This is a genomic window from Rhizobium sp. IBUN (assembly GCF_000510625.1).
Classification (GTDB): domain Bacteria; phylum Pseudomonadota; class Alphaproteobacteria; order Rhizobiales; family Rhizobiaceae; genus Rhizobium; species Rhizobium altiplani.
Map to the genome: position 1 here is coordinate 68,402 of NZ_AZNV01000025.1, position 23,817 is coordinate 92,218.

26 protein-coding genes and 2 tRNA genes are annotated in these 23,817 nt (G+C 61.2%); 16 read left to right on the forward strand and 12 right to left on the reverse strand.

All coding sequences use genetic code 11. The features are described 5' to 3' along the window. The first annotated feature begins 275 nt into the window (after positions 1-275). Positions 276-2,993: a pyruvate, phosphate dikinase gene (gene ppdK / locus RHIBUN_RS0121530; protein ID WP_025661126.1), complete on the forward strand. Its 2,718-nt coding sequence runs from the start codon at positions 276-278 to the stop codon at positions 2,991-2,993. On the opposite strand, the gene RHIBUN_RS35565 is transcribed toward ppdK, so the two are convergent. Further along, complete coding sequence (locus RHIBUN_RS35565; RefSeq protein WP_083929893.1) at positions 2,926-3,201, reverse strand: hypothetical protein; 276 nt, start codon at positions 3,199-3,201, stop codon at positions 2,926-2,928. The two genes, ppdK and RHIBUN_RS35565, sit on opposite strands and share 68 nt — an antisense overlap. A gap of 182 nt (positions 3,202-3,383) precedes the next feature. Here RHIBUN_RS35565 and RHIBUN_RS0121535 point away from each other — a divergent pair, with 182 nt between their 5' ends. Continuing rightward, positions 3,384-3,629, forward strand: a complete 246-nt coding sequence (locus RHIBUN_RS0121535; protein WP_018116436.1) for a hypothetical protein — start codon at positions 3,384-3,386, stop codon at positions 3,627-3,629. Positions 3,630-3,646: 17 nt separating this feature from the next. Here the strand turns inward: RHIBUN_RS0121535 and RHIBUN_RS0121540 are convergent, their stop codons facing one another. Next, entirely contained in the window at positions 3,647-4,033 is a 387-nt protein-coding gene (locus RHIBUN_RS0121540; RefSeq protein ID WP_018860461.1) for a hypothetical protein, read from the reverse strand. A 218-nt stretch (positions 4,034-4,251) separates the two neighbouring features. Here RHIBUN_RS0121540 and RHIBUN_RS0121545 point away from each other — a divergent pair, with 218 nt between their 5' ends. Continuing rightward, complete coding sequence (locus tag RHIBUN_RS0121545) at positions 4,252-5,160, forward strand: DUF1499 domain-containing protein (RefSeq protein WP_025661127.1); 909 nt, start codon at positions 4,252-4,254, stop codon at positions 5,158-5,160. A 74-nt stretch (positions 5,161-5,234) separates the two neighbouring features. On the opposite strand, the gene RHIBUN_RS0121550 is transcribed toward RHIBUN_RS0121545, so the two are convergent. Further along, on the reverse strand, positions 5,235-6,152 hold the full coding sequence (locus RHIBUN_RS0121550; RefSeq protein WP_025661128.1) for an MBL fold metallo-hydrolase: 918 nt from the start codon (positions 6,150-6,152) through the stop codon (positions 5,235-5,237). Next, on the reverse strand, positions 6,153-6,449 hold the full coding sequence (locus tag RHIBUN_RS0121555; protein WP_025661129.1) for a cupin domain-containing protein: 297 nt from the start codon (positions 6,447-6,449) through the stop codon (positions 6,153-6,155). A gap of 161 nt (positions 6,450-6,610) precedes the next feature. On the opposite strand from RHIBUN_RS0121555, the gene RHIBUN_RS0121560 reads away from it, so the two are divergent. Next, positions 6,611-6,685: transfer RNA gene (locus RHIBUN_RS0121560), tRNA-Gln, on the forward strand. A gap of 133 nt (positions 6,686-6,818) precedes the next feature. Here the strand turns inward: RHIBUN_RS0121560 and RHIBUN_RS0121565 are convergent. Continuing rightward, positions 6,819-7,232 (reverse strand): hypothetical protein, encoded by a 414-nt coding sequence (locus tag RHIBUN_RS0121565; protein ID WP_025661130.1) that lies wholly within the window; start codon positions 7,230-7,232, stop codon positions 6,819-6,821. Between the two features lie 272 nt (positions 7,233-7,504). Here RHIBUN_RS0121565 and RHIBUN_RS0121570 point away from each other — a divergent pair. From RHIBUN_RS0121570 to RHIBUN_RS0121575, 4 genes are all read left to right on the forward strand, one after another. Further along, positions 7,505-7,581: transfer RNA gene (locus tag RHIBUN_RS0121570), tRNA-Pro, on the forward strand. Then, positions 7,556-7,846: a hypothetical protein gene (locus tag RHIBUN_RS36475; RefSeq protein ID WP_156932735.1), complete on the forward strand. Its 291-nt coding sequence runs from the start codon at positions 7,556-7,558 to the stop codon at positions 7,844-7,846. Before RHIBUN_RS0121570 ends, RHIBUN_RS36475 begins: the two co-directional genes overlap by 26 nt. Before the next feature lie 317 nt (positions 7,847-8,163). Continuing rightward, complete coding sequence (locus RHIBUN_RS36480) at positions 8,164-8,421, forward strand: hypothetical protein (protein WP_156932736.1); 258 nt, start codon at positions 8,164-8,166, stop codon at positions 8,419-8,421. Between the two features lie 373 nt (positions 8,422-8,794). Beyond that, the gene (locus tag RHIBUN_RS0121575) at positions 8,795-9,028 is read left to right on the forward strand and encodes a hypothetical protein (protein WP_018858477.1); all 234 of its coding nucleotides are present in this window, start codon (positions 8,795-8,797) and stop codon (positions 9,026-9,028) included. A gap of 74 nt (positions 9,029-9,102) precedes the next feature. Here RHIBUN_RS0121575 and RHIBUN_RS33725 read toward each other — a convergent pair whose 3' ends face one another. Next, positions 9,103-9,381 (reverse strand): hypothetical protein, encoded by a 279-nt coding sequence (locus RHIBUN_RS33725; RefSeq protein ID WP_025661131.1) that lies wholly within the window; start codon positions 9,379-9,381, stop codon positions 9,103-9,105. Positions 9,382-9,506: 125 nt separating this feature from the next. Between RHIBUN_RS33725 and RHIBUN_RS0121585 the strand changes: the two genes are divergently transcribed. Next, the gene (locus RHIBUN_RS0121585) at positions 9,507-10,328 is read left to right on the forward strand and encodes a bifunctional allantoicase/(S)-ureidoglycine aminohydrolase (protein WP_025661132.1); all 822 of its coding nucleotides are present in this window, start codon (positions 9,507-9,509) and stop codon (positions 10,326-10,328) included. Positions 10,329-10,387: 59 nt separating this feature from the next. On the opposite strand, the gene cysN is transcribed toward RHIBUN_RS0121585, so the two are convergent. The 3 genes from cysN to RHIBUN_RS0121600 all read right to left on the reverse strand — a co-directional run bounded on the left by cysN (position 10,388) and on the right by RHIBUN_RS0121600 (position 13,688). Next, a complete protein-coding gene (gene cysN / locus RHIBUN_RS0121590) occupies positions 10,388-11,875 on the reverse strand; it encodes a sulfate adenylyltransferase subunit CysN (RefSeq protein ID WP_025661133.1) in 1,488 nt (495 codons plus the stop codon). Between the two features lies 1 nt (position 11,876). Next, entirely contained in the window at positions 11,877-12,830 is a 954-nt protein-coding gene (gene cysD / locus RHIBUN_RS0121595) for a sulfate adenylyltransferase subunit CysD (RefSeq protein ID WP_018116469.1), read from the reverse strand. A 111-nt stretch (positions 12,831-12,941) separates the two neighbouring features. After that, a complete protein-coding gene (locus tag RHIBUN_RS0121600) occupies positions 12,942-13,688 on the reverse strand; it encodes a phosphoadenylyl-sulfate reductase (RefSeq protein ID WP_018116470.1) in 747 nt (248 codons plus the stop codon). Between the two features lie 413 nt (positions 13,689-14,101). On the opposite strand from RHIBUN_RS0121600, the gene RHIBUN_RS0121605 reads away from it, so the two are divergent. From RHIBUN_RS0121605 to RHIBUN_RS0121615, 3 genes are all read left to right on the forward strand, one after another. Then, positions 14,102-14,548: an Rrf2 family transcriptional regulator gene (locus RHIBUN_RS0121605; protein ID WP_018116480.1), complete on the forward strand. Its 447-nt coding sequence runs from the start codon at positions 14,102-14,104 to the stop codon at positions 14,546-14,548. A gap of 142 nt (positions 14,549-14,690) precedes the next feature. After that, positions 14,691-15,077, forward strand: a complete 387-nt coding sequence (locus RHIBUN_RS0121610; RefSeq protein WP_018116479.1) for a DUF6152 family protein — start codon at positions 14,691-14,693, stop codon at positions 15,075-15,077. Between the two features lie 3 nt (positions 15,078-15,080). Next, on the forward strand, positions 15,081-15,557 hold the full coding sequence (locus tag RHIBUN_RS0121615) for a DUF6644 family protein (RefSeq protein WP_025661134.1): 477 nt from the start codon (positions 15,081-15,083) through the stop codon (positions 15,555-15,557). Positions 15,558-15,571: 14 nt separating this feature from the next. On the opposite strand, the gene betA is transcribed toward RHIBUN_RS0121615, so the two are convergent. From betA to betI, 3 genes are all read right to left on the reverse strand, one after another. Next, a complete protein-coding gene (gene betA, locus RHIBUN_RS0121620) occupies positions 15,572-17,224 on the reverse strand; it encodes a choline dehydrogenase (RefSeq protein WP_025661135.1) in 1,653 nt (550 codons plus the stop codon). Between the two features lie 107 nt (positions 17,225-17,331). Next, positions 17,332-18,801 carry a betaine-aldehyde dehydrogenase gene (gene betB, locus RHIBUN_RS0121625; RefSeq protein ID WP_025661136.1) on the reverse strand — a complete coding sequence of 490 codons (1,470 nt, stop codon included), beginning with the start codon at positions 18,799-18,801 and terminating at the stop codon, positions 17,332-17,334. Next, entirely contained in the window at positions 18,798-19,397 is a 600-nt protein-coding gene (betI, locus tag RHIBUN_RS0121630; RefSeq protein ID WP_018116475.1) for a transcriptional regulator BetI, read from the reverse strand. Before betI ends, betB begins: the two co-directional genes overlap by 4 nt. A 142-nt stretch (positions 19,398-19,539) precedes the next feature. Here betI and RHIBUN_RS0121635 point away from each other — a divergent pair, with 142 nt between their 5' ends. The 4 genes from RHIBUN_RS0121635 (at position 19,540) to RHIBUN_RS0121650 (ending at position 23,531) form a co-directional block, all read left to right on the forward strand. After that, the gene (locus RHIBUN_RS0121635) at positions 19,540-20,088 is read left to right on the forward strand and encodes an HdeD family acid-resistance protein (RefSeq protein ID WP_025661137.1); all 549 of its coding nucleotides are present in this window, start codon (positions 19,540-19,542) and stop codon (positions 20,086-20,088) included. 183 nt (positions 20,089-20,271) lie between these two features. Then, the gene (locus RHIBUN_RS0121640; protein ID WP_018116473.1) at positions 20,272-20,514 is read left to right on the forward strand and encodes a type II toxin-antitoxin system ParD family antitoxin; all 243 of its coding nucleotides are present in this window, start codon (positions 20,272-20,274) and stop codon (positions 20,512-20,514) included. Positions 20,515-20,651: 137 nt separating this feature from the next. Then, positions 20,652-22,457, forward strand: coding sequence for a GGDEF domain-containing protein (locus RHIBUN_RS0121645; RefSeq protein ID WP_025661138.1), 1,806 nt, complete (start codon positions 20,652-20,654; stop codon positions 22,455-22,457). 78 nt (positions 22,458-22,535) lie between these two features. Continuing rightward, positions 22,536-23,531, forward strand: a complete 996-nt coding sequence (locus RHIBUN_RS0121650; protein ID WP_025661139.1) for an NAD(P)H-quinone oxidoreductase — start codon at positions 22,536-22,538, stop codon at positions 23,529-23,531. Positions 23,532-23,817: the final 286 nt, after the last annotated feature.

Genomic DNA, 23,817 nt, shown 5'->3' on the forward strand with positions numbered 1-23,817 from the left:
AAAGGTATCGGCTGCATGGTTTCCTGCGCGACGCGCTCGGAGCAATATGGTTTTGGCTCTGACAGTCCGTATGGACGGAACCCCCCGTCCGGTTTTCCTGGCTGGACGGACATAAGGCTTTGCGGGACTTTGTTGCAGTCCCGCAAAGCTTTTTCTCCCCTCAATCGCTTCAGTCTGTCGCAGTTATTGTGCGCCGCAACATTTCGGCCGCATTTGTCGATTTTCATTTCAACACCAAGGGATTAAGTTGATCCGGATTTGGTGTTGGGGGGAATATGACCAAGTGGGTCTATACATTTGGCAATGGTCAGGCAGAGGGTAGTGCCCTTGAGGGCGAGCGTTTGGGCGGCAAAGGCGCAAACCTCGCGGAAATGTGCAACCTGGGTCTGCCTGTCCCTCCTGGTCTGACGATCATCGCCGGCGCCTGCTCTGCCTACTACAAGAACGGACGGCAGATTGCAGAAGAGCTGAAGGCACAGGTCCGCGCGGGCATTCAAGGGATCGAAGAAATTACCGGCCGGCGGTTCGGCGCGGGCGATCGGCCGCTGCTCTTGTCCGTGCGCTCGGGAGCGCGCGTTTCGATGCCGGGGATGATGGACACCGTCCTCAATCTCGGCCTCAACGATGAAACCGTACAAGCGCTCGGCCACGATGCCGGCGACGCACGGTTCGCCTGGGATAGCTACCGCCGTTTCATCCAGATGTATGCCGACGTCGTCATGCGTCTCGATCACGAGGTGTTCGAGGAGATCCTCGAGGACGAGAAGGCGCGGCTCGGCTATGAGTTTGATACCGAACTGACCGCCAACGAATGGCAGCACGTGGTCTCGCTCTACAAGAGCCTGATTGAGGAGGAGCTGGGCGAGGAGTTTCCTCAAGATCCCGAGGTGCAGCTATGGGGCGCTGTAGGCGCCGTCTTCGCCAGCTGGATGAGCGTCCGCGCAGTCACCTATCGCCAGCTTCACAATATTCCCGAAGGCTGGGGCACGGCGGTCAACATCCAGGCGATGGTCTTCGGAAACCACGGTAATTCGTCCGCGACCGGTGTTGCCTTCACGCGTAATCCGTCAACGGGCAATAAATCGCTCTATGGCGAATTCCTCGTCAATGCGCAGGGCGAGGATGTGGTTGCCGGCATCCGCACGCCGCAGAGCATTACCGAGGAGGGACGCATCAGCTCCGGTTCCGAACGACCGTCGATGGAAAAGCTGATGCCGGATGCCTTCAAGGAGCTGTCAGGCATCTGTTCCGAGCTTGAAACGCATTATCGCGAGATGCAGGACATCGAGTTCACCATCGAGCGCGGAAAGCTCTGGATGCTGCAGACCCGCGCGGGCAAGCGCTCGACGCGCGCTGCGATGAAGATCGCCGTCGACATGGTAGATGAGAAACTCATCACCGAAGAAGAAGCGGTGCTTCGCATCGAACCTTCGTCACTGGACCAGCTCCTGCACCCGACGATTGACCCGCGTGTTACCCGCGAGATCATCGGCACCGGCCTGCCGGCCTCGCCCGGCGCGGCGACCGGCGAGATCGTCTTCACCGCCGAGGAGGCCGTGACAGCGTCCGAGGAGGGGCGCAAGGTTATCCTGCTGCGTGTCGAGACCAATCCAGAAGACATCCACGGCATGCACGCGGCCGAGGGCATTCTGACGACACGTGGCGGCATGACCAGCCATGCCGCCGTTGTCGCACGCGGCATGGGCATCCCCTGCGTGGTCGGCGCTGGTGGCATGCGCATCGACGCCCGCAACGAGCGGCTGATCGGCGTCGGCGTCACGCTGAAGAAGGGCGACGTCATCACCATCGACGGTTCGGCTGGGCAGGTGTTGAAGGGTGACGTGCAGATGATCCAGCCGGAGCTCTCCGGCGATTTCGGGCGCATCATGCAATGGGCCGATCGGGCGCGGCGCATGACCGTGCGCACCAATGCCGATACGCCGGCTGATGCGCGCGCGGCTCGCTCCTTCGGTGCCGAGGGCATCGGCCTTTGCCGCACCGAGCACATGTTCTTCGAGGGCGACCGCATTCATCTGATGCGCGAGATGATCCTGGCGGAGGATGAAACCGGCCGCCGCGCCGCTCTCGATAGCCTGCTGCCGGTCCAGCGCCACGATTTCACCAGCCTGTTCAACGTCATGCACGGCCTGCCGGTGACGATCCGTCTGCTCGATCCGCCGTTGCACGAATTCCTGCCGAAGACGGACGAGGAGATCGCCGACGTTTCCGCCGCAATGGGCATGGACGCTGCAGCACTGCGCCAGCGCGTCGATGCGCTGCATGAGTTCAATCCGATGCTCGGCCATCGCGGCTGCCGACTGGCGATTTCCTACCCTGAAATTGTCGAGATGCAGGCGCGCGCCATTTTCGAGGCGGCGGTCGCGGCAGCCCATGAAACGGGTGCTGCCGTCGTGCCCGAGATCATGGTGCCCCTGGTTGGGTTGCGCTCCGAGCTGGACTACGTCAAGGAGCGCATCGACGCCATCGCCGGGGACGTCATGGCGGAGGCCGGCATGCGGATCGACTACCTGGTCGGCACGATGATCGAACTGCCGCGTGCAGCCCTCAGGGCCCATATCATCGCCGAAGCGGCGGAGTTCTTTTCCTTCGGCACCAACGACCTGACGCAGACAACCTTCGGCATCTCGCGCGACGATGCATCCGCCTTTATTCCGACCTATCAGCGCAAGGGGATCATCGAGCACGATCCCTTCATTTCGCTGGATTTCGACGGTGTCGGGGAGTTGATCCGCATTGCCGCCGAACGCGGTCGGCGCACGCGCAATGACATGAAGCTCGGGATTTGCGGCGAACATGGCGGCGATCCGGTATCCATCCATTTCTGCGAGGAAATCGGATTGGACTACGTGTCCTGTTCACCCTTCCGCGTGCCGATTGCCCGGCTTGCCGCCGCGCAGGCGGTGATTACCAATGGCGCCCGTATCCGCGACCGTAGTAAGGACGGTCGAGATCATAGGACATCTGCAACATGAGCATATCGCTGTCGTAACGCGCCTGGGCACGGCGATAGAGATCGATGCGCTGCATGCAGGTCGCGAAGCCCTCCGTGCCGCGCCGGAAGCCATAGCGTAAGCATTGAGCCTCGTCGGCGGCGCGCCGCTCTTCCGGCGTCATTGTTTGGCAGGCCGAGAGGCCGATTGATAGCGCGGCAAGCGCGAGAGCTAAAACGAGCGTACGCATCGACATGTCTCTGCAATCAAAACCCTGCGCCATCAGATGACGCCAATCGGCGGTTACAGTCAACCAAAAGAATAACTTAGGCCGAAGCGGTGCGCTTGCATCGCTGCTTTCAACGCCTGTGGCCTTCCGTCTGTGGAGGATCGTCTGTAAGAAGACGGCTCGGACGACATTGGAAGATAAACATGGCACTACGCGATCGATTCTCGAAGAAACTGACCTGCCCGCAATGCGGCAACGCCGGCTTTGCGGAAGCGTCCGAGACGGATGATCCGAAGCGCAAGCATCCGGGCTTTAGCGTCGATCATCTACCGCGCGGCTTCTTCATCCAGCGCGCGTCCAACCATCAGGAAACTTCCATGATCAAGTGTGAGTGCGGGCGCAAATTCCCGTTCCGCAGCCTGGCTGAAGCAGCGGCGCAACGCGATTAGAGCCGAAAGGCTCTAGCTCAGAACCGTTCAAGAACCTTGATGAAGGCGTCGGCGAAGCGGATGAGGTGGGCCGTCGCAGGATCCGGCGCTTCCATGCGGATTTCCGTGCCGCTGTGATCCAGCACGGCAAGAACGACACGCATCTGTTCGCTCATGGACGGGATGCGCAGCACTGCAATGCGCTTGCAATCGTCCATCAATCCCTCGGCGGGAAGATCAAACAGGAATTCTCCGCCAGCCTTGGCGGATGCTACGCGGACGGTTTCGCAGAAGTCGGATTTGCCATCGTATCCGTCGAGCGACAATTCCAGTTCCAGAAGCTCTATCGGCAGAAGCGGATCTGCATGATCGGCTGCGCCCAGCGTCGGCGACTGGGTTCCCGATGCGGGCTCCGGTGCAATCATTGCCCTTCTCCTGTTGGTCGGTTGCGACCCAAACCATACAACTGCAAATCAAGGAATATCAGAAAATGCTTACGCACGCCATTGTCGTCTTCCCCGTGGATTGCGCCCATCGGAATGACACAACAGTTTCAATTTAGGCGAATCTTGCACTAAACAAGTGGAGGGCGATTTTGCGCGTTCATGCGGGACGCGCCGCTTGCGAGTAACCGGTAAGTTTGATGGCAATCCGTTTCGACCGCCCTGTTTCAAATGCTGCCCGCTTCTCGCGGCGCTTCGCAGCGTTTGCCCTGGTTCTCTGCCTTGCGGCTCTGGTTGGTCATCGCTTCGCCGGCCTTTCTACGCCATACCTTGTGCTGGTTCTACTCGTTTCCGCGGGCTTCGCGCTGCTTGGGACCGTGCTTGCCGTTGCCGGGCTGCGCAGCCTTTGGCTGACGGGTGCCGAAGGCGGGCTAGATGCCTTGAAAGCCTTGATCTATGTGGCCCTTCCGCTCGCGATCGGCGGGATTGCCGCCGAACGCTATTTCGCGCTGCCGGCGATCTATGACGTGTCAACCGATATCGTCTCGGCGCCGGACTGGCTGAAGACGCCGAACGTAGATCAGATCTGGCTGAAGCGAGAGCCGGCGGTCACGCCCGAGGACCGCGAAAAGCAGCTCGAAGCCTACCCGGAACTCACAGGCCGTCGCTACGACGGCGCTATCGACCGCGTGCTCGAAGCCGTCAAGAAGGTCGCCAAGGAGAATGGCATCCGCATTACCCGCGCCGACGGTGACAGCGAGCCAAGCCCCGATATTGAGAAGCGACCGGCGAAGCCGCAGCCAGATGATGCTGCGGTTGCTGAGGCGCCAGAAGCCGTGCCGGTCCCGACGCCACGGCCCTACGACGACGACGTTGCGCAGCTGATTCGCCGGGCGAATGGCGTAACGCTGCAGGGCGAAACCCGCACCTTGGTTCTCGGCCTGCGCTTCGACATCGTCATCCGCCTGCGAGAGGAAGCGGAAACCACCTTCGTCGACGTTAGGGTCGCCTCGCGCTACGGCCCGCATGATCTCGGCCTCAGCGCCGATATCGCGGAGAACTACCTCAAGGCGCTCGATTCCGAATTGCTCGGCATCGCCGGCAGCTAACCTCGTCCGCCTCAATATTTGCCATCGAAGACGATGACAGGCTTGTCGTCGGCAAATGCAGGCGGCGACGTGAGCTATTTCCGCGTCGCAGGTCGGTAGGAGCCGAAAAGGGCAGGCGGTCCATCCGTTTCGATCTCGCCCCGCTCCACCAGATCCTCGATATGGGCGAGAACCGAAAGCGCCGCAGCGCCATGCAGGCGCGGATCGGTCTCGCGATAAATCACCTTCACCATGTCGGGGATGTTCGTATCGCCAGCGCGGATGCGGCCGAGCACGGCGCGTTCGCGCATCCGCCGATGCGTTTTCAGGGCTCGCATGAAAGAGATCGGTTTGCGGACGGGGCCGCCATGTCCGGGAAGCAGCAGGCGGTCGTGCCTCTCGATCAGCTTGTCGAGGGAGGCCATGTAGTCGGCCATCGAGCCATCGGGCGGCGCGACGATGGAGGTAGCCCAACCCATGACATGATCGGCGGAAAACAGGATTCCAGTTCCCTCGAGCGCGAAGGCCGCGTGATTAGCGGTATGCCCGGGCGTCAGCACGCCAGTCAGCCTCCAGCCGTCGCCCTCGATCGTCTCGCCGTCGCCGATTGTGACGTCGGGCCGGAATCCCAGGTCCGAGCTTTCGGCGAAGGGATTGATCTCGCCCTGATGCAGTGGCCGGGCAGCGCGGTGTGGTCCCTCGGCGACGATCCGCGCCCCGGTCGCCGCCTGCAGGCGCCGAGACAGCGGGGAGTGGTCGCGATGGGTATGACTGATGAAGATATGGGTGACCTCGCGTCCATCGAGCGCTGCCATCAATGCCAGCAAGTGTGCCTCGTCCTCCGGACCAGGATCGATGACCGCCACGGAGCGATCCCCGACGATGTAGCTGTTCGTGCCGTGAAACGTGAAGGCGCTCGGATTGTTGACCGTAATGCGCTGCACGTCTGAGGCAACAGGCACGGCCTGGCCATAGGCGGGCTCGAAGGCCAGATTGAACTCGGGACTTGCCATTTATTTGTATTCGATCTCGATGAAGGACATCAGCTGATTGCCGGCATTGACGACATTGTGCTCGGTCCCGGCGTCGCGGCGGTAGGCAGCGCCCTTGGCAATATCGACCCTGCGACTGCCGCCCTTTTCCTCCAGCAGAAACTGGCAATCGGTCATCGGCACGACGACATAGCCCATCCCATGCGTATGGACGCCGGTATCGGCACCTGGCTCGAAATCCCAGCGCGTGATCCGAACCACGGCATCGTCGAGCAGCAGCGTTGCGAGGGCAGGCGGTCGGGCGCGGTACTGGCTCATCGTTACTCCATCGTCCTGGACGGCTGCGGCGAGACCTAGCATGGTGACGCTAAAAGCGCACAGAAATATGCAATGGCCCGAAACTTAATGATTGTGACCTCAGGCGAGCTTTGCTAAGCAGGCGTCGATTTGGCAAGCGGGTCTCCGCTTTCAAGCTCTGGTGGGGCGTCGCCAAGCGGTAAGGCACCGGTTTTTGGTACCGGCATTCCCAGGTTCGAATCCTGGCGCCCCAGCCATTGAATTCCAGCAATGGTGAAGTCTTTTTGCCGCGGTGTCAGCCGCGAACGGAGGCCGCGCAGCAACTCAGAACACTCGATATAGAAAAAGGCGACCAATGGGCCGCCTTCCAAACGCTCGCTCTGTCGTTTCTTACTGCGCGGGCTGCGCCGGCGCCAGGAACTCGGCGCAATAGGACGGGCCGTTCACGCCCGGGATATCGCCGACGACATGGATGCTGCGGATCGTGTAGTCGGCGTTGGTGACGATTTCGGCCTGGCAGCGGAAATACTGCGTGCGGGCCGCCGAAATCTGCTTGCCGCGCTTGCCATCTGCACCTTCTGCGTATTTCGCCGGGATGCGGACCGTCTTGTAGCCGCCCTTCCAGGTGTAGGTGACGCCGCCGTCGCTCTCGACGTCGCTGATCGGCGGGCCGTAGGCGGCAAAGAACTTGCCGGCCGACTGGCCAACCCAGCGGCTGGAGATCGGATCTGCGGAGGTCGGAATCGTCGTGCAGCCGGCAAGCGCAATGGCAAGCCCAGCCGCGGCAAAGGTGCGGAGTTTCATTCTATCGTCCTTGAAAAGTTGTCGCGCATTCGACGGCGGGAATCGCTGGTCTGCAGCGGTTTCCGCTTGTCCTGCCGAGCGCTTTAACGCGGAACCCAGCAAAAGAAAATCGGGCCGCCTTCGCAATCGCAAAATATGCCGCAAGTGTGTCATTTTGCTCCACTTAGTGCTCTCAGGAGGTGCGCCGGCCCTGTCGAAAAAAAATGCGCCGGCTTTTGAATTTTGGTGCTTGCGCAACGAGATGGGCCGGTCTATAGAGGCGCCGCTGGTCACGGAGTGTAGCGCAGTCTGGTAGCGCACCACGTTCGGGACGTGGGGGTCGAGTGTTCGAATCACTCCACTCCGACCAGCCGAAAAGCCCGCGCAAGCGGGCTTTTTTCATTTGTGCCAATGGACGCACAAAAACCTCACCAACAGATTCACCAGGTGATTGGAATTCCAATCCGTCGGAAAGCCGTCGGCGGCTACAAATTCTCGACTTTGGTTTGCTTAAGCCGACGGCGAAGACCAAACGCGCCGCCGACACACGGAAAGAGCAACTCGAAATGCCGTCATCTCTGTTGGCTGGACAGGTTGGATATTGGGCGGCGATTTGGGGTACGAGTGATAATTGAAACGCTTATGCCGAAGCTCCGCTGTACGAGCTATGGAAATGTGGGGTGCATCTCCAGTGGATCTTGACTCTTTACTTCGCGTCCATCCGAATTACGCGTCCGGAAGCCGTAACTGTGCATTCTAGAGTGTAATGTCGGGTCGCGATCGTCAGAAGCCAGGTGGGACCGGTCCGCTCGGCTGCTTTGACGACGTTCGTTCCCCCTCGGGGACTCTGATATCGATCGGCCCGTCGGCTGCACGCGCGCAAAGCGGGAGCCGGAACGTTGCTCAAGTCCGGCGATCCTGCGGAAGCTTCGCCACATGCAGACGGCTTCAATTGATCGATACGCGAGTAGCGGCCAAACGACACGCGTACATCGACACACGTGCCTGTCTTGGCGTTCCACCAAGTGCTGCTCCTGACGTGCCGGTAGCCACGGGCCTGCATCTTGGACACGGCGTCCGTCGCGCGAGTACCGACGAGATCGGCGACATCACTGGGCGCGGCAGCGAAAGCAAAAATAGAAAACGAGCAAAAGATGGCCGCAAGGCCGACTATCCTTTTCACGAAACCCTCCTTGAATCGAGCCTCTGAAGACCATCGCTTTGCCATCCGCGGTTAAAACGGGTGCCTCGAACAGTAGCCGCAATAGTCGGTAGAGAACATGTCTTCTGGGTGGATCGGACCACAAACGAGACCAACGGTTAAGTACGCAACAGTAAATTTACGGCTCGTGAAGATCGACGATCTATCCGGACTTCTCGGGATCAGCCTTGGAGTCCTGGACCGACTCTACGGCAAGCATCGGATCCACCATCAAAGATCGACATGGCTGTCGCATCGTCTGTCGCAAACAGAGGCTCATATGTCGCATTTCGGTATCCATAAAAATAAGCGAGAACTAAAGTACGCAGCTTCACATAAAGATATATCAGACAAGCGCGCTTCGGCGGGCGGGGAACAGTGCATGAAGACCTCAGAATACAAAGCTGCGGTTGCCGTCACGGGACTGAGCGCCGCTGGTGTCCAAAAGCTCTTTGGTGTCGATCAGACGACCACACGTCGCTGGGCGTCGGGTGAAACCGAAGTACCGCGCGCGGTCGGCCTGTGCCTGCTGTTGATGGCGTCGGCAAACGTGTCCGTCGCGCAGGCTGAGATCTTGGCCGATGACACGGATGTCAGGCTTGCAAGGATCGCGTAAGACGGCCTGCCCAATCATTTCAGCAATCGGATGCAGCACCCGTAGTGGCCAGGGTCCCCGACCCTCGGGCCCGGCTACGGACGCGCAGCCCCCATTGCTTCGATCCGGCACCGCTGGTGCAGCGGCTGTTCCGGCTTCGAGCGCACTATGCTCCGAGAATTTTCGGCAATCAGGGTCGCATAGGTCTCGATATGCCGATAATACTCGTTGCGGATTTGCTCGGTGATATCGGAGAGCGGCCCGCCACCCTCCGCGCGGAAGTGTTTGACGTCGTTCTCGGACATGGATTTGAGATTGTCCTCGTATTCCTTGACCCTCTGAACATAGTCTTCCCGAAGTTTTTCGAGACTCATCAATCCCTCCTGAGCTAGCGAGGCACCGCGGACAGTCTGCCGCGGCGACGGCAATCTAAAGGTTGCCTAGAAGAGATGCGGCGCTTAAACCAGATTGACAATCCCGGCCCGTGAAAAGTGAACCAATGAGCAGCTCGAACTTCTACTCCAGCATGGGCGGCCTGCCGCCGCAGACCGAACTCCTCTCCAGCAAGGCGGTGTTCACGACGGCCTATGCCGTCATCCCCCGCAGCGTCATGACTGACATCGTCACCAGCTATTTCCCGCACTGGGAAGGCACGCGCGCCTGGGTGATCTCCCGCCCGCTGACCGGTTTTTCCGAGACGTTCTCGCAGTACATCATGGAAGTGCAGCCGGGTGGCGGCAGCGACCGGCCGGAACCGGAAAAGCGCGCCGAAGGCGTGCTCTTCGTCGTCGACGGTGAGATGACCGTCGAGTTCGACGGAAAGGTACAGCAAATGCGCCCCGGCTCCTTCGCCTTCCTGCCCGCCGGCTCCTGTTGGGCGCTGTGGAACAAGAGTGCTGCACCCGTGAAGTTCCACTGGATCCGCAAGGCGTTCCAAGAGGTCGAGGGGCAGGAGCCGCCGCCGGCGATCTTCACGCATGAGGAAAATCACCCGCCGCAACCGATGCCGGATACGGACGGCGCCTGGGCCACGACGCGCTTCATCGACACGGCCGATCTTCGCTACGACATGCATGTCACGATCGTCACCTTCGAGCCCGGCGGCGTGATCCCGTTCATGGAAACGCACGTGATGGAGCACGGCCTCTACGTGCTCGAGGGCAGGGCCGTCTATCGTCTCAACAAGGATTGGGTCGAAGTCGAAGCCGGTGACTTCATGTGGCTGCGCGCCTTCTGCCCGCAGGCCTGCTATGCCGGCGGTCCCGGACGCTTCCGCTACCTGCTCTACAAGGACGTCAATCGCCACATGCCACTGTGGTAGGGGTCACGCGGCGAGTTTAGAATGAGAAACGGGGCCGATGTGGCCCCGTTTCCGTTTGCCTAGATGTCGCTTGCCGCGTTCGACCAGAGGTCGGCCGCCTCAGCGGCAGTCATGCGTCGCACCTCCGCCTCGTGGCGGCGGTTGGCGAAGAGTTCGCTCGCCATGATCTGGTCGGCGAGATCGGCCGGCAGAGACAGGATCACGCGGGCATCGCCGCCGTGGATGCCGCCGAGCTCGCTCCGCTTTCCGCTGACCATGCCGCCGGCCACCGTATTGTTGGTGTCAGGGTCGATCAGGATAAAGGAGCCGGTCGCCCGGTTCTGCTCGTAGGGGTCGAAGATCGCTTGCTCGTCGAAGGCGAGGCGCACCTTGCCGATCGCATTCATGTAGAGCGTATCGACAGGAGCCCAGGCGCCGGTCGTCAGTTCAAGCTGCGCCAACGGCTGTACCTGCACGCGCTGGCGGCGGCTGCCGCTCTTCAGCCAGTAGCGCTTGCCGGCTTCGATACCCTCCGGCTGCAGTGCGACGATCTGCGCGTCGAAGGAGAGGCCGACCTGCGGCTGGCTGTCGATCGAGACGATCATGTCGCCGCGCGCGACGTCGACCTGCCGGTCGAGGACCAGCGTGATCGCATCGCCGGCGACTGCCGCGTTGCGCACCAGATCGAAGGTGACGATCTTGGAGACGTTGGCGACCATGCCCGACGGCAGGATCATGACGCTATCACCCGGCTTGACGGACCCGCCGGCAACGGTGCCCTGGTAGCCGCGGAAGCTTTCGCCGGGGCGGGAGACGCGCTGCACCGAGAAACGGAAGCCGGTCGCCTGCGAGGAGCGAACGGTCGCAAGTTCGAGCGTCTCGACTAGCGTCGGGCCGGCATACCACGGCATCGACGCTTCACCGGAGTAAACGACGTTCTCGCCCTTCAGGGCCGACATCGGGATCGCGGTGATCTGCTTGACGCCGAGCGACAGCGCGAATTCGCGGAATTCATGCGTAATCTTCTCGAAGCCGGCGCGATCGTAGTTCGTCAGGTCGATCTTATTGATGGCAAGCACGAACTGCTTGATGCCGAGCAGCGAGGCGATCGTTGCGTGGCGACGCGTCTGCTCCAGAATGCCGGCGCGCGCGTCGACGAGCAGCACGGCGAGGTCGGCGGTGGAGGCGCCGGTTGCCATATTGCGGGTGTACTGCTCGTGGCCGGGCGTGTCGGCAACGATGAAGGAGCGCTTGTCAGTCGAGAAGTAGCGATAGGCGACATCGATGGTGATGCCCTGTTCACGCTCGGCCTGCAGGCCGTCGAGCAGCAGGGCGAAATCGGGCAGGCCGAGATCGTTCTGCTTGCCGGTGGAATCGCGCTGTAGCGTGGCGGCCTGGTCTTCCTTGACTGCCTTGGTATCCCAGAGCAGGCGGCCGATCAGGGTGGACTTGCCATCATCGACGCTGCCGCAGGTGATGAGGCGCAGCGGCCGCGAGTCGCGGGTCGCCGTCGCGGGTTCTGCGGCGGGCACGGCGAGGGCGTGTGCGGCGGTTACGGCTGCGGTCATCTCAGAAATATCCTTCACGCTTCTTCTTTTCCATGGAACCGGACTGGTCGCGGTCGATGGCGCGGCCCTGACGTTCGGAGACAGTGGCAATTTCGAGTTCGGCAATCACCTCTTCGAGCGTGGTCGCCTTCGATGGGATGGCGCCCGTCAGCGGAAAATCGCCGAGGGTGCGGAAACGGATCATGCCTTCCTGGCGCACTTCGCCGGGCAACAGTTCCAGCCGCGGATCTTCGGCAAGGATCATCATGCCGTCGCGCTCAACATAGGGGCGCTTCTTGGCGTAGTAGAGCGGCACGAGCGGAATGTCTTCGGCCTGGATGTAGCGCCAGATATCGACTTCGGTCCAATTCGACAGCGGGAAAACGCGAACGCTTTCGCCCTTGCGGATCTGGCCATTGTAGATGTTCCAGAGTTCCGGGCGCTGGTTGCGCGGATCCCAGCGATGATCCGGCGTGCGGAAGGAATAGATGCGTTCCTTGGCGCGGCTGGCTTCCTCGTCGCGGCGCGCGCCACCGAAGGCGGCATCGAATTGGCCGGCGTCGAGGGCCTGGCGCAGCCCCTCGGTCTTCATGATGTCGGTAAAGGCGGCCGAGCCATGCGTGAACGGCGTGATGTTTTCAGCCGCACCGCGCGGATTGATGTGCTCGATCAGGTCGAGGTCGTATTTCTTCGCGGTTTCATCGCGAAAGGCAATCATCTCGCGGAATTTCCAGCCGGTGTTGACATGCAGCAGCGGGAAGGGGACGCGACCGGGATAGAAGGCCTTACGGGCCAGATGCAGGAGGACCGACGAATCCTTGCCGATCGAGTAGAGCATGACGGGACGCTCGAATTCGGCGGCGACCTCACGGAAAATGTGGATCGCTTCGTTTTCGAGCGCCTTCAAATGCGGGTCGAGCGGCGGCTTCGCGCTCCGGGGATTGTTGAGTTCCGTATCCGGACGGCTATCGGGCATTTCTAACTCCAGGCTTCAATCATTCTCGGAAGGGAGGCATCCGGAATGGGTGCATTTCAGACTTCGAGGAGCGCAGGCGACGGGCCGCGCTCCGATCCCGAAGTCGACGGGTTACTGTTGTGCGGCAATCGCCGAGGCCTCTTCAGCCACGTGCAGGCCGCATTCGCGCTTTTCGTCCTGTTCCCACCACCAGCGGCCGGCGCGTTCCGGCTCGCCCGGCTTGATCGCCCGGGTGCAGGGTTCGCAGCCGATCGAGGGATAGCCGCGGGCGTGCAGCGGATTGATCGGCACGCCGTTGTCGGCGACATAGGCCTTGATAACGTCGAGGTCCCAGTCGGCGAGCGGGTTCACCTTCAGGAGATGACGCTCCGCGTCATATTCCGCAAACGGCGTCTCAGCGCGGTTGGCCGATTGGCCACGGCGCAGGCCGGTGATCCAGATCGTCGCCCCTGCCAGGGCTCGCGCAAGCGGCTTCAGCTTGCGCACGCCACAACAGGCATGCCTGGCTTCGACGCTCTCGTAGAAGCCGTTGAGGCCGTACTTGGCGGCATAGGCATCGATATCTGCCTGTTCGGGCTCGTAACGGCTGATGTGAAGATCGTATTGCTTCTCGGTCTCGTCGATCAGCGCCAGCGTTTCCGGAAACAACCGTCCGGTCTGCAGCGTCACGACGTCAATCGGAAGGCGGTGGTTGCCGATTTCGGCGGTGATGACTTGGTCCTCGATGCCGAGGGAGGTGGTGAAGACGACGCGGCCGCCAAGACCGGCGACGAGCGACAGACGCTCCGCAAGGTCAAGGCTCGCGAGGTTCGCGTTCAGCGTTTCCGCTTCAGCGTTCGGATTGGCAGCAACAGTCATGGGGATCCTGTCCTTGATGTTGGCCGGAGTATCGCAGGTCGGGCTTGGATCGGACAGAAAAACGGATTTCGAAAGCAGGCGCGATAGGAGCAAATATCTCTCCCCGGCCGCTGCAATGCGGAAAAGCAGCCGCACCGGCGATGGTTTGTCGACGGTCAGCCAAATTGTCTATTGATTTAGTAGAGTAACACGTTGCCTGTCAATCGGAAATGTGAAGTGATGACATCGCAAGTGCATTTTGACGTAGATTTGCAGTATTGGCCGAGCGTGAAAAAACAAGGCCAAAAACCTTGTCTCTCAAGGGTTTCGCCGGCTTGTTCAAATTCCGTTCATGCTGCGCATGCCATAGAGACAGGATCCTGCTTGCGGCGGGTCTGTGATTCCGCCCGCCATGTGTGTGTCGACGGTCAAAAATGATTACGCAAAAGGCAAAATATGCGCTGCGGGCGCTGACGGTGTTGGCGGCAGCCGATGACGGCGAGCCGGTGATGATCTCAGACATTGCGGCGCAGCAGAAGATCCCGAAGAAGTTCCTTGAACAGATCCTTCTCGACCTGAAGCATCAGGGCATCGTCGTCAGTCGCCGCGGCAAGTCGGGCGGATATCTGCTGCTGAAGCCGGCCGACATGATCACCTTCGGTGAGGTGCTTCGGATCATCGACGGCCCGATCGCACCGCTTCCATGCCTATCGATCACCGCTTATCGCAAATGCGATGATTGCGATGGCGAGCAGAACTGCGAGATCCGCCATGTCTTCGCCAAGGTGGCGGATGCGACCCGCAAGGTGCTGTTCTCCACGACGATCGCAGATGCTGTCGCGCCGGCAAAGGTCGCGGAAGTCACCCGCCTGCTCGCCTAGGCTTTACGATAGCGAATGCTGAGACCCGTTGCTTGAGGCCATCAGGCACGCGGACGTGGCCGCTTCAAGATTTGGTGAGATAGCTTTCAATTGCCTGGCGCTACGCCAATTCGCCCCTGTCCTGAGGCAGGGAGAAACGAATATGCGTCTCATCAACTCGAAACGGATGGTAATTGGTGCGATCCTCGCGCTGAGCGTGGCGACGGGAGCCGCAGCGCACCATGGCTGGTCGTGGGCCGAGGGTGAGCAGACGGAGCTGCGCGGCACCATCGAGAAGGTAACGATGGGTGGCCCGCACCCGACGCTCGACGTTGCGACAACGGCCGACGGCATCTGGCTCGTCGAACTTGGCAATCCCAGGCAGACTGAACGCTCGGGCTTTGTCGAAGGCTCCGCGAAGAAGGGGGATCCGATTGTTGTCCTCGGAAACCGTTCGCTGAAGGCCGACGAAAAGCGGATGAAGGCGGTGCGGATCACCGTCGCCGACAAGCGCTACGACATCTATCCGGAACGGATCCAGACGAACTAAGCAATGGCGATCGAGTTCCTCGAATGGCTCGCCGCAACCCCGCTGTCGTCAGGGCTGCGGCGCTCGGCGCTTGTCTACATGGCCGTCAACGCCGCCCATATCCTTTCGACCGGGTTGCTGATCGGGGCGATCCTGCCGCTGGATCTGCGGCTGATGGGCTGCGTCGGCTCGGTGCCGCTGGCGGTGGTTGGCCCGTTCCTGTCGCGGGCCGCGGCTGTCGGGCTCATGGGAGCTGTTATCACCGGCTTTGCCCTTTTCAGCGTCAAGCCGATCGAATACGCCGAAAATCCCGCCTTCCTGGCGAAGCTGGGGCTGCTGGTCCTCGGCATTCTGAACGCCGCCGTGGTCCATGCCCAGGCAGCCTGGCGACGGGCCGTGTCAGGCTCTGCGCCCGCGTTGAGCTTGCGCCTGCAGGCGGGCCTTTCCGCGGCCGTATGGATATCCGCGCTCCTTGCCGGCCGCTGGATCGGCTTTGTCTGATGGCGATCGGCAGGTTACCGATCACTCACTTCCCAGCGCGGATTGATCCACGGCTCCTGGTTGGAGCGCGGCAGCGGCTGCTTGCCGAGGATATGGTCGGCAGCCTTCTCGCCGGTCATGATCGACGGGCCGTTGAGATTGCCGTAGGTGACGTGCGGGAAGATCGAGCTGTCCGCGACGCGCAGCCCGTCGACGCCGATGACGCGCGTTTCGGGATCTACGACCGCCATCGGGTCGGTTTTCGCGCCCATCTTGCAGGTGCCGCATGGGTGATAGGCGCTTTCCAGGTGCTCGCGCAGGAAGGCGTCGATCTGCTCATCGCTCTGGACGGCCTCGCCCGGCTGGATCTCTGGGCCGCGATACTGGTCGAACGCCTTCTGGCCGAAGATCTCGCGGGTGAGCCGCACGCAATGACGGAACTTTTCCCAGTCCTCGGGATGGCTCATGTAGTTGAAGCGAATGACCGGATCGGCCTTCGGTTCCGAGGAACCAAGCGTGACATTGCCCCGCGACTTCGACAGATTGTAGCCGACATGCACCTGGAAGCCGTGGCTCTTGGCTGCCGCCTTGCCGTCATAGCTGATCGCGACCGGCAGGAAGTGATACTGGATGTCAGGCTGCTTGACGCCAGGCGCGGAGCGCAGGAAGGCGCAGGCCTCGAACTGGTTCGAGGTGCCGAGCCCCGATTTGGTGAACATCCATTGCGCGCCTGCGACCCCCTGCCAGAACCAGGGAAGCCAGGAATAGAGCGAAACCGGCTTGGTGCTGACCTGTTGGAAGTAGAATTCCATGTGGTCTTGCAGGTTGGCGCCGACGCCCGGCCGGTCTGCCTTTATCTCGATCCCCATCTCCTGCAGATGCGCGCCCGGCCCGATGCCTGAGAGCATCAGGAGCTTCGGCGAATTGAAGGAGGAGGCCGAAACGATGACCTCGCGATTGGCCTTGACGATCTCGACCCTGCCGCCGCGCTCGATTTCGACGCCGGTCGCCCGGCCGTTCTCGATTATCACCTTCTGGGCGTGGCCATAGACGACTTCGACATTCGGCCGCTTCAGCGCCGGTTTCAAATAGGCTGACGCAGCCGACCAGCGCCGGCCCCCGAAAATCGTCTGCTCCATCAGCCCGAAGCCTTCCTGCTTCGAGCCGTTGTAATCCTCGGTTGCCTCAAAGCCCGCCTGCTTGCCGGCCTCGATGAAGGCGCGAAACAGCGGGTTGCGAAAGACGCCGCGCTGGACGTGCAGCGGACCGTTAGTGCCGCGCCAGCCTTCCTCGCCGCCATGGCTGTGCTCCATCCGCTTGAAGTAGGGCAGCACGTCGGCATAGGCCCAGCCTTGCGCGCCGAGCTCTTCCCAGCGGTTATAGTCCTCGGCGTGGCCACGCACATAGACCATGCCGTTGATCGAGGAGGAGCCGCCGATCACCTTGCCGCGCGGCGCGGTGATCCGCCGGTTGTTCAGGTTCGGCTCGGGCTCGGAGAGATAGCCCCAGTTGTAGCGCTTCATGCTCATCGGCCAGGCAAGCGCCGCCGGCATCTGGATGAACGGCCCGAAATCGGAGCCGCCCGCCTCGATGACGATGACGGTATTCTTGCCGTCTTCCGAAAGCCGGTAGGCGAGGGCGGAACCCGCCGAGCCGGAGCCGATGATGACGAAATCTGCCTGCTGCATGATGTGCTTCTTTTCCGATTCACCACCTCGTCCTCGGGCCCGCTGGTGAGCCGATCGTGACGAAGCGAAAATTGAATGCTACCTGCCGGGACCGGCCGCCTGCTGCCTCAATAGGGCGCCTGCACCGGCCCCATGCCGACATAAACCGTCTTCAGCTCCGAATAGTGCTCCAGCGCGGCCAGCGAATTCTCGCGTCCGAAGCCGGATTGCTTGGAGCCGCCGAACGGGATTTCGACAGGGCAGAGATTGTAGGTGTTGATCCACAGCGTGCCCGCCTCGAGCTGGTCGACGACGCGATGGGCGCGCGTCAGGTCGGCGGTGAAGACGCCGGCGGAGAGACCGAATTCCGTGGCGTTGCCGCGGGCGATCACCTCCGCCTCGTCGTCGAAGTCGAGCACGCACATGACAGGGCCGAAGATCTCCTCGCGGGCGATCGTCATCTCGTCGGTGACGTCCGCAAAGACCGTCGGCTGCACGTAGTAGCCTTCGCCGGAGACGTTGTTCGGGATGCCGCCGCCGGTGACGAGCCTTGCGCCTTCCGCCTTGCCCTTCTCGATGTAGGAGAGAACCTTGTCGCGCTGCGCCCAGGACACCATCGGCCCGAGCTGGGTCGCCTCGTCCATCGGATCGCCGATGGCGATCGCCTCGGTGCGAGCCTTCAGCCGCTTCAGGAACTCCGCCTTGATTTTCCGCTGCACGAAGACGCGGGTGCCGTTCGAACAGACCTGACCGGTCGAATAGAAGTTGCCGAGCATGGCGCCGCCGACGGCGCTGTCGATATCAGCATCGTCGAAGACGATTAGAGGCGACTTGCCGCCGAGCTCCATGGTGACGTGCTTGAGATTGCCGGCAGCGGCCGCGGCGACCTTGCGGCCGGTCGGCACCGAGCCCGTCAGCGACACCTTGGCAACGTCAGAGTGATTGACCAGCAGGGGGCCGGTCTCGCGGTCACCCTGGATGACATTGTAGAGCCCCTTCGGTAGGCCCGCCTCATGAAGGATCTCGGCAATGGCAAGCGCGCCGAGCGGCGTGTTTTCCGACGGCTTGAAAACCATGGCATTGCCGGCGGCGAGCGCCGGTGCACCCTTCCAGCAGGCGATCTGCTGTGGATAGTTCCAGGCGCCGATGCCCACGCAGACGCCGAGCGGCACGCGCTTGGTGTAGGCGAAATCGCCACCGAGCGGGATGTAGGAACCATTGAGGCCGGCAGCGGCAATGCCGCCAAAGAATTCGAAGCTGTCTGCCCCCGATGTCGGGTCGGCGACAATGGTTTCCTGGATCGGCTTGCCGGTATCGAGCGTCTCGAGTTCGGACAGCTCGCGGTTGCGCTCGCGCATGATGTCGGCGGCACGTTTGAGGATGCGGCCGCGCGCCGTCGGGCTCATCGCCGCCCATTCCGGCTGGGCGCGCTTGGCCGACGCGATCGCCTTTTCGACGATAGCAGGGGTTGCCGCGTGCAGCCGGGCGATGATTTCGCCGGTCGCCGGATAGATGCTTTCGATGACGCTGCCCGCGTCATCCTCGACATATTCGCCGTCGATGAAATGGGAGGCTTTCGGCTGGGCTCTGAGGGTCACTGGATCTGTCCTTTCGCAAGGGCGGCAAGCTGTGAATTGATATAGTCTTCGGTAAGCGCGATCGATGCCTCGATGCTGACAGGCGCCGATCTCAGACTTTGGCGGATGTAGAGCCCGTCGATCATCGCAGCCGCGCCTTCGGCAATGCGTTCTGCGGCATCGTAAGGGCAGAGCGCTTTCAGGTTGGCGATGAGGTTCGACTGCAGACGGCGGGCATAGATGACAAGGAAGCGCCTGGTTTCCTCGGAGCGCTGCGCCTCGGCGTAGAAGGCCAGCCAGGCGGCGATTGTTGCCGGCGCGAACTGGTCTGCCTGGAAGCTGACGCGGATGACGGCGGAGAGCTTCTCGCGCGGTGCGTCCACCGCCTTCAGCGCAGTCACGACGTCGTCGCGGAGCTGCTTGAGGAGAGAGCGGACAGTCTCGATCAGCAGCTGTTCCTTGCTGCCAAAGTAATGATGCGCCAGCGCCGGCGACACGCCGGCTTGCCGGGCAATTTCGGACATGGTGACAGTCAGCGAGCCGTGATCGCCGATCACGCGCAGCGCGGCATCGACAAGCGCCTTGCGGCGAACCGGCTCCATTCCGACCTTGGGCATCGCATCACTCCATGAAGATGCCATCCAGCATAATTTTGATTGACTGATCAATCAATAAAAATCTGACAACACTTCCAGAAGGCTAACCTCTTCCAATTCCGCGATTTTGCGGCATAGTCTTCTACCAACCAGGAGGCGTGCCATGGCAGATATTTCTGATCGACTGGGTTTTTCGTCGCTGCAATCGAAATGGGGTTGGTTCGCGGCACTTGGCGTGCTGCTGATCGTCTGCGGCTTGATCGCGTTGGCAAACGTCGCGCTCGCGACCGTTGTCTCCGTCTACTATGTCGGAATCCTGATGCTGATCGGCGGTGTGGTCTACCTGATCCACGCTTTTCAGGTGAGAAGCTGGGAGCAGGCGCTGGTTTGGGCCTTGAGCGGCGTTCTGTATTTGCTGGCCGGTTTCTTTGCCTTCGAGAATCCCCTTCTGGCATCGGCTGTGTTGACGCTGTTTCTGGCGATCGCCTTGCTCGTTGCTGGCGTGTTCCGAATCTGGGTCGGCTGGCGTATGCGCCCCGTGAAAGGATGGGGCTGGGTCCTTGTGAGCGGTATCATCACGGCGCTGGCTGGCGTGGTTATTGCGCTCGGATGGCCGGTCAACAGCCTTTGGATCCTGGGACTTTTCCTCGCCTGTGACCTTCTGCTGCAGGGTTGGTCGATGCTCGCTTTCGGTCTTGCGGTCCGTCGCTGACTTATGCCCGCAATTCACAGGCAGACATCACGGACTGTTTCCTTTTTGACAAGTATCTGAGTGGGGTCTAAAATTTCGCCCAATAAGAGGCAGCCGAGGCGGCGGCGTCGGCAATGCCGTGGACGGGTTAATCCGTCTCCCCAGAGGACAGGCACTGTCCGACGAGGCAAAGGGAGGAATCTCATGCCGATGGTTACCGTATCCATTTCGCCGCTGCAGGCTGCGGATATCCGCGCCGCTGTCGACAATGGCACCTATGCGTCAAGCAGCGAGGTTGTGCGCGAGGCCCTGCGCATGTGGGAGGCCGCCCGCAAACTCGGCGGATGCCCCGAAGGCGCCTTCGATCAGAGCGGCGTCTCCCGGGGTGGCAAATGCGTCGCTGACATGTTCGCCGATCATGAGGCTGAGAACAGGCATACAGTCTGACCAAGCCATTGATTGATCGATAAAATTCGATCGAAAGTGGACGTGGTTTCACAAAAGTTTCATATTCGGGAAAGGGTTCGTTGATCCTTCTCCGCCAGTGTCCCTGCGCAAAACAATAAGACACAGTGGAGATTGGCATGTCTTTGGCTGCCACCGTCGATCCGGCGCTTGTTCGTCGCTACGCCAGCGATCAGATCGTGACCCTTGCGAAACTCGTCATCGAGAACGCGTTCCAGCCCATCGTGGAAGCAGGGACGGGAGTGGCGTTCGGCTATGAATCGCTAATGCGCGGCCAGGAGCGCATTGGTTTCAACTCTCCGATCGAAATCCTCGACGAGGCTCACAAGAACCAGCAGCTTCTGCAACTGGAGCAGATGGTGGCAAGCCGTGCGCTTGCGAAGTTCGCAACGCTGCCGCACTTTTCCAGTTCGACACTGTTCCTCAACCTCGATGTTCGGCTGATCCCGCATGGCGAGCGCCTGGTGGAAGGCCTGCTGCAGCACCTGAAGCTCGCCAATATTCCTCCGTCTTCCATCTGTTTCGAGTTTTCAGAACGCTTCGACAATACTAGCGTGCCCGAATTTGCGGCACTCGTATCGCTTCTCCGCAAGGCCGGCTTCAAGCTGGCGATCGACGATTTCGGTGTCGGCCACGGCGAGATGAAGCTGCTCTGCGACCACCCGGTCGATTACCTGAAGATCGACCGCCATTTCATCGCCGACATCGACAGCAGCCCGCGCAAGCGCCATCTTCTGAAAAACATCGTCCACATCGCCCATGTGCTCGGCACTCGCGTCATCGCCGAGGGCATCGAGACGGAGGCGGAATTCGTCGCCTGCCGCGAGTTCGGCGTCGATCTCGTCCAAGGCTGGTTCGTCTCCCGCCCGACCACCCATGTCACCGAGTTGCAGCCGTCGTTTCCGCACCTGTTGGACCTCGGCAAGAGCAAGCGAAATCCGCAATCGCTCGACGAGATCCTAATCCGCAAGCAGATCGAGATGCTGCCGACAGTCTATGAAAACGACACAATCGACAGTGTCTTCGAGCTGTTCCGCCGCAATCCGCAGCAGGCGTTTTTCCCGGTGCTGAATGCGAACGGCGAGCCGCGCGGTATCCTGCACGAACGGCATCTGAAGGAATACATCTACCAGCCTTTCGGTCGCGATCTCCTGAAGAACAAGGTCTACGAGCGAACGATTTCCCACTTCGTCGAGATGGCGCCGATCGTCGGGCTTGATTCCGATACCGAACAGCTAATGGCGATCTTCGCCAACATGGAAGGCACGAACTGCCTGCTTTTGACCGACAACATGCGCTATGCGGGTGTCGTGTCAGCCGCCTCGCTCATCAAGGTTATGAATGAGAAGAAGCTGAAGACGGCCCAGGACCAGAACCCTCTGACTGGACTGCCGGGCAACAGGGCGATCCGCGACTTCATGCGCGAGTCCAGTCTCGATGGCGACGAGAAGCGTCACTTCTGCTACTGTGATTTCGACAACTTCAAGCCGTTCAACGATGCCTATGGCTTCCATCTCGGCGACCACGCGATTTCGCTCTTTGCCGCGCTCATGCGCCGCTATTTTTTCGCTGAACGTCATTTCCTCGGGCATGTCGGCGGCGACGATTTCTTCATCGGCGTCCGCGGCTGGGCCAAGGAAGAGCTGACCGAAATTCTCGACCGCCTGATCAGCGATTTTCACGAGGATGTGCTCGGCCTCTATTCCGATACGGATCGCGCCGCTGGCAGCATTCGCGGCCATGACCGCGCAGGCGTCGAGGCACTGTTCCCGCTGATGCGCTGCTCGATCGGCGTGCTGGAGCTACCGGAAGGTCTTGTCATCGACGACACCAATCGCGTCAGCGCCGAAATTGCTCACATTAAGGCCGAGGCTAAGGAAAGCGAGGAGGGGCTCGTCTTCCACCTCCTGGGCGAGACGAATTGACGCCATCCGTTCTTCCTGCCTTCTCAAATCCGAAGCGCTGGACTATCTCACGTGCTTTCGGAACGAGGAGACCGGACCATGTCTTTGCCCACGCAGATGCGCTTCATCGACCTGCCGAGCTTCGGCGCGCCTGAAGTGATGCGGATTGCCACCGGACCCTTGCCGATACCGGGCGAGGGGCAGCTTCTTGTTCGCACCGAGGCGATCGGCGTCAACCGGCCCGACGTCGCTCAGCGTCAGGGCACCTATCCCCCGCCCAAGGACGCAAGCCCTGTCCTCGGACTTGAGATGGCGGGCGAGATCGTTGCCGTTGGCGCTGGCGTCAGAGATTTTGCCGTCGGCGATAAAGTTTGCGGCCTGACGAACGGCGGCGCCTATGCCGAATATTGCCTGCTGCCCGCCGGCCAGGCGCTCCGTTTCCCGAAAGGCTACGATGCGGTCAAGGCGGCCGCCCTCCCGGAGAACTACTTCACCGTCTGGGCCAACATGTTCCAGATGGCCGGGCTGACCGAAGGCGAGAAGGTCCTCGTGCACGGCGGCTCGAGTGGTATCGGAACGACCGCCATCCAGCTTGCGCGGGCCTTCGGCGCCGAGGTCTACGCGACCGCCGGTTCGCAGGAGAAATGCGACGCCTGCGTCAGGCTCGGTGCAAAGCGGGCCATCAACTATAAGACCGAGGATTTTGCAGAGGTCATCAAGACCGAGACGGGCCAAGGTGTCGATATCATCCTCGATATGATCGGTGCTGCCTATTTTGAGCGGAACGTGGCATCGCTTGCGAAGGACGGCTGCCTCTCGATCATCGCCTTCCTCGGCGGCGCTGTCGTGGAAAAGGTCGATCTAGCGCCGATCATGGTCAAACGGCTGACGATCACCGGCTCGACGCTGCGCCCGCGCACGCCTGAGGAAAAGCGCGCGATCCGGGACGATCTCCTTTCCCAGGTCTGGCCGCTTCTCGAGGAAGGCAAGCTTGCGCCTATTATCGATACCGTCGTTCCTTTCGAAGACGTCGCCAAGGCGCATCGGCTGATGGAAACGAGCGGTCACATCGGCAAGATCATGCTGCGGATCTAATACTACAGTTGCGTTTTGTGTCTTGTTTTGTAGTGAGCGCTCATTGCGTAGGCTTGATGCTCTCGTCGCCAGAGTGACCATGCGAGAACGAAGGCCGTCCTGATCGGCGGTCGCAGTAGGAGCCGGGTGATCAGATAGCGGATCTCTGCGACGCTTGGTAGAAGCGCAAGTTTGTTGGTCAGGCGGCGATTGGCGGGTTTGGACTCGTTTCGTTCGGTTTGCCACCGGCGCTGCGGCGCAGGTCGGAGCCCAACTTAGCAAGGAACGCTGCGGCCGCCATGACGAG

Coding starts and splice junctions, on each gene's coding strand:
- ppdK (WP_025661126.1), top strand. CDS start 276: ATGACCAAGTGGGTCTATACATTTGGCAATGGTCAGGCAGAGGGTAGT.
- RHIBUN_RS35565 (WP_083929893.1), bottom strand. CDS start 3,201: ATGCGTACGCTCGTTTTAGCTCTCGCGCTTGCCGCGCTATCAATCGGC.
- RHIBUN_RS0121535 (WP_018116436.1), top strand. CDS start 3,384: ATGGCACTACGCGATCGATTCTCGAAGAAACTGACCTGCCCGCAATGC.
- RHIBUN_RS0121540 (WP_018860461.1), bottom strand. CDS start 4,033: ATGATTGCACCGGAGCCCGCATCGGGAACCCAGTCGCCGACGCTGGGC.
- RHIBUN_RS0121545 (WP_025661127.1), top strand. CDS start 4,252: ATGGCAATCCGTTTCGACCGCCCTGTTTCAAATGCTGCCCGCTTCTCG.
- RHIBUN_RS0121550 (WP_025661128.1), bottom strand. CDS start 6,152: ATGGCAAGTCCCGAGTTCAATCTGGCCTTCGAGCCCGCCTATGGCCAG.
- RHIBUN_RS0121555 (WP_025661129.1), bottom strand. CDS start 6,449: ATGAGCCAGTACCGCGCCCGACCGCCTGCCCTCGCAACGCTGCTGCTC.
- RHIBUN_RS0121565 (WP_025661130.1), bottom strand. CDS start 7,232: ATGAAACTCCGCACCTTTGCCGCGGCTGGGCTTGCCATTGCGCTTGCC.
- RHIBUN_RS0121575 (WP_018858477.1), top strand. CDS start 8,795: ATGAAGACCTCAGAATACAAAGCTGCGGTTGCCGTCACGGGACTGAGC.
- RHIBUN_RS33725 (WP_025661131.1), bottom strand. CDS start 9,381: ATGAGTCTCGAAAAACTTCGGGAAGACTATGTTCAGAGGGTCAAGGAA.
- RHIBUN_RS0121585 (WP_025661132.1), top strand. CDS start 9,507: ATGAGCAGCTCGAACTTCTACTCCAGCATGGGCGGCCTGCCGCCGCAG.
- cysN (WP_025661133.1), bottom strand. CDS start 11,875: ATGACCGCAGCCGTAACCGCCGCACACGCCCTCGCCGTGCCCGCCGCA.
- cysD (WP_018116469.1), bottom strand. CDS start 12,830: ATGCCCGATAGCCGTCCGGATACGGAACTCAACAATCCCCGGAGCGCG.
- RHIBUN_RS0121600 (WP_018116470.1), bottom strand. CDS start 13,688: ATGACTGTTGCTGCCAATCCGAACGCTGAAGCGGAAACGCTGAACGCG.
- RHIBUN_RS0121605 (WP_018116480.1), top strand. CDS start 14,102: ATGATTACGCAAAAGGCAAAATATGCGCTGCGGGCGCTGACGGTGTTG.
- RHIBUN_RS0121610 (WP_018116479.1), top strand. CDS start 14,691: ATGCGTCTCATCAACTCGAAACGGATGGTAATTGGTGCGATCCTCGCG.
- RHIBUN_RS0121615 (WP_025661134.1), top strand. CDS start 15,081: ATGGCGATCGAGTTCCTCGAATGGCTCGCCGCAACCCCGCTGTCGTCA.
- betA (WP_025661135.1), bottom strand. CDS start 17,224: ATGCAGCAGGCAGATTTCGTCATCATCGGCTCCGGCTCGGCGGGTTCC.
- betI (WP_018116475.1), bottom strand. CDS start 19,397: ATGCCCAAGGTCGGAATGGAGCCGGTTCGCCGCAAGGCGCTTGTCGAT.
- RHIBUN_RS0121635 (WP_025661137.1), top strand. CDS start 19,540: ATGGCAGATATTTCTGATCGACTGGGTTTTTCGTCGCTGCAATCGAAA.
- RHIBUN_RS0121640 (WP_018116473.1), top strand. CDS start 20,272: ATGCCGATGGTTACCGTATCCATTTCGCCGCTGCAGGCTGCGGATATC.
- RHIBUN_RS0121645 (WP_025661138.1), top strand. CDS start 20,652: ATGTCTTTGGCTGCCACCGTCGATCCGGCGCTTGTTCGTCGCTACGCC.
- RHIBUN_RS0121650 (WP_025661139.1), top strand. CDS start 22,536: ATGTCTTTGCCCACGCAGATGCGCTTCATCGACCTGCCGAGCTTCGGC.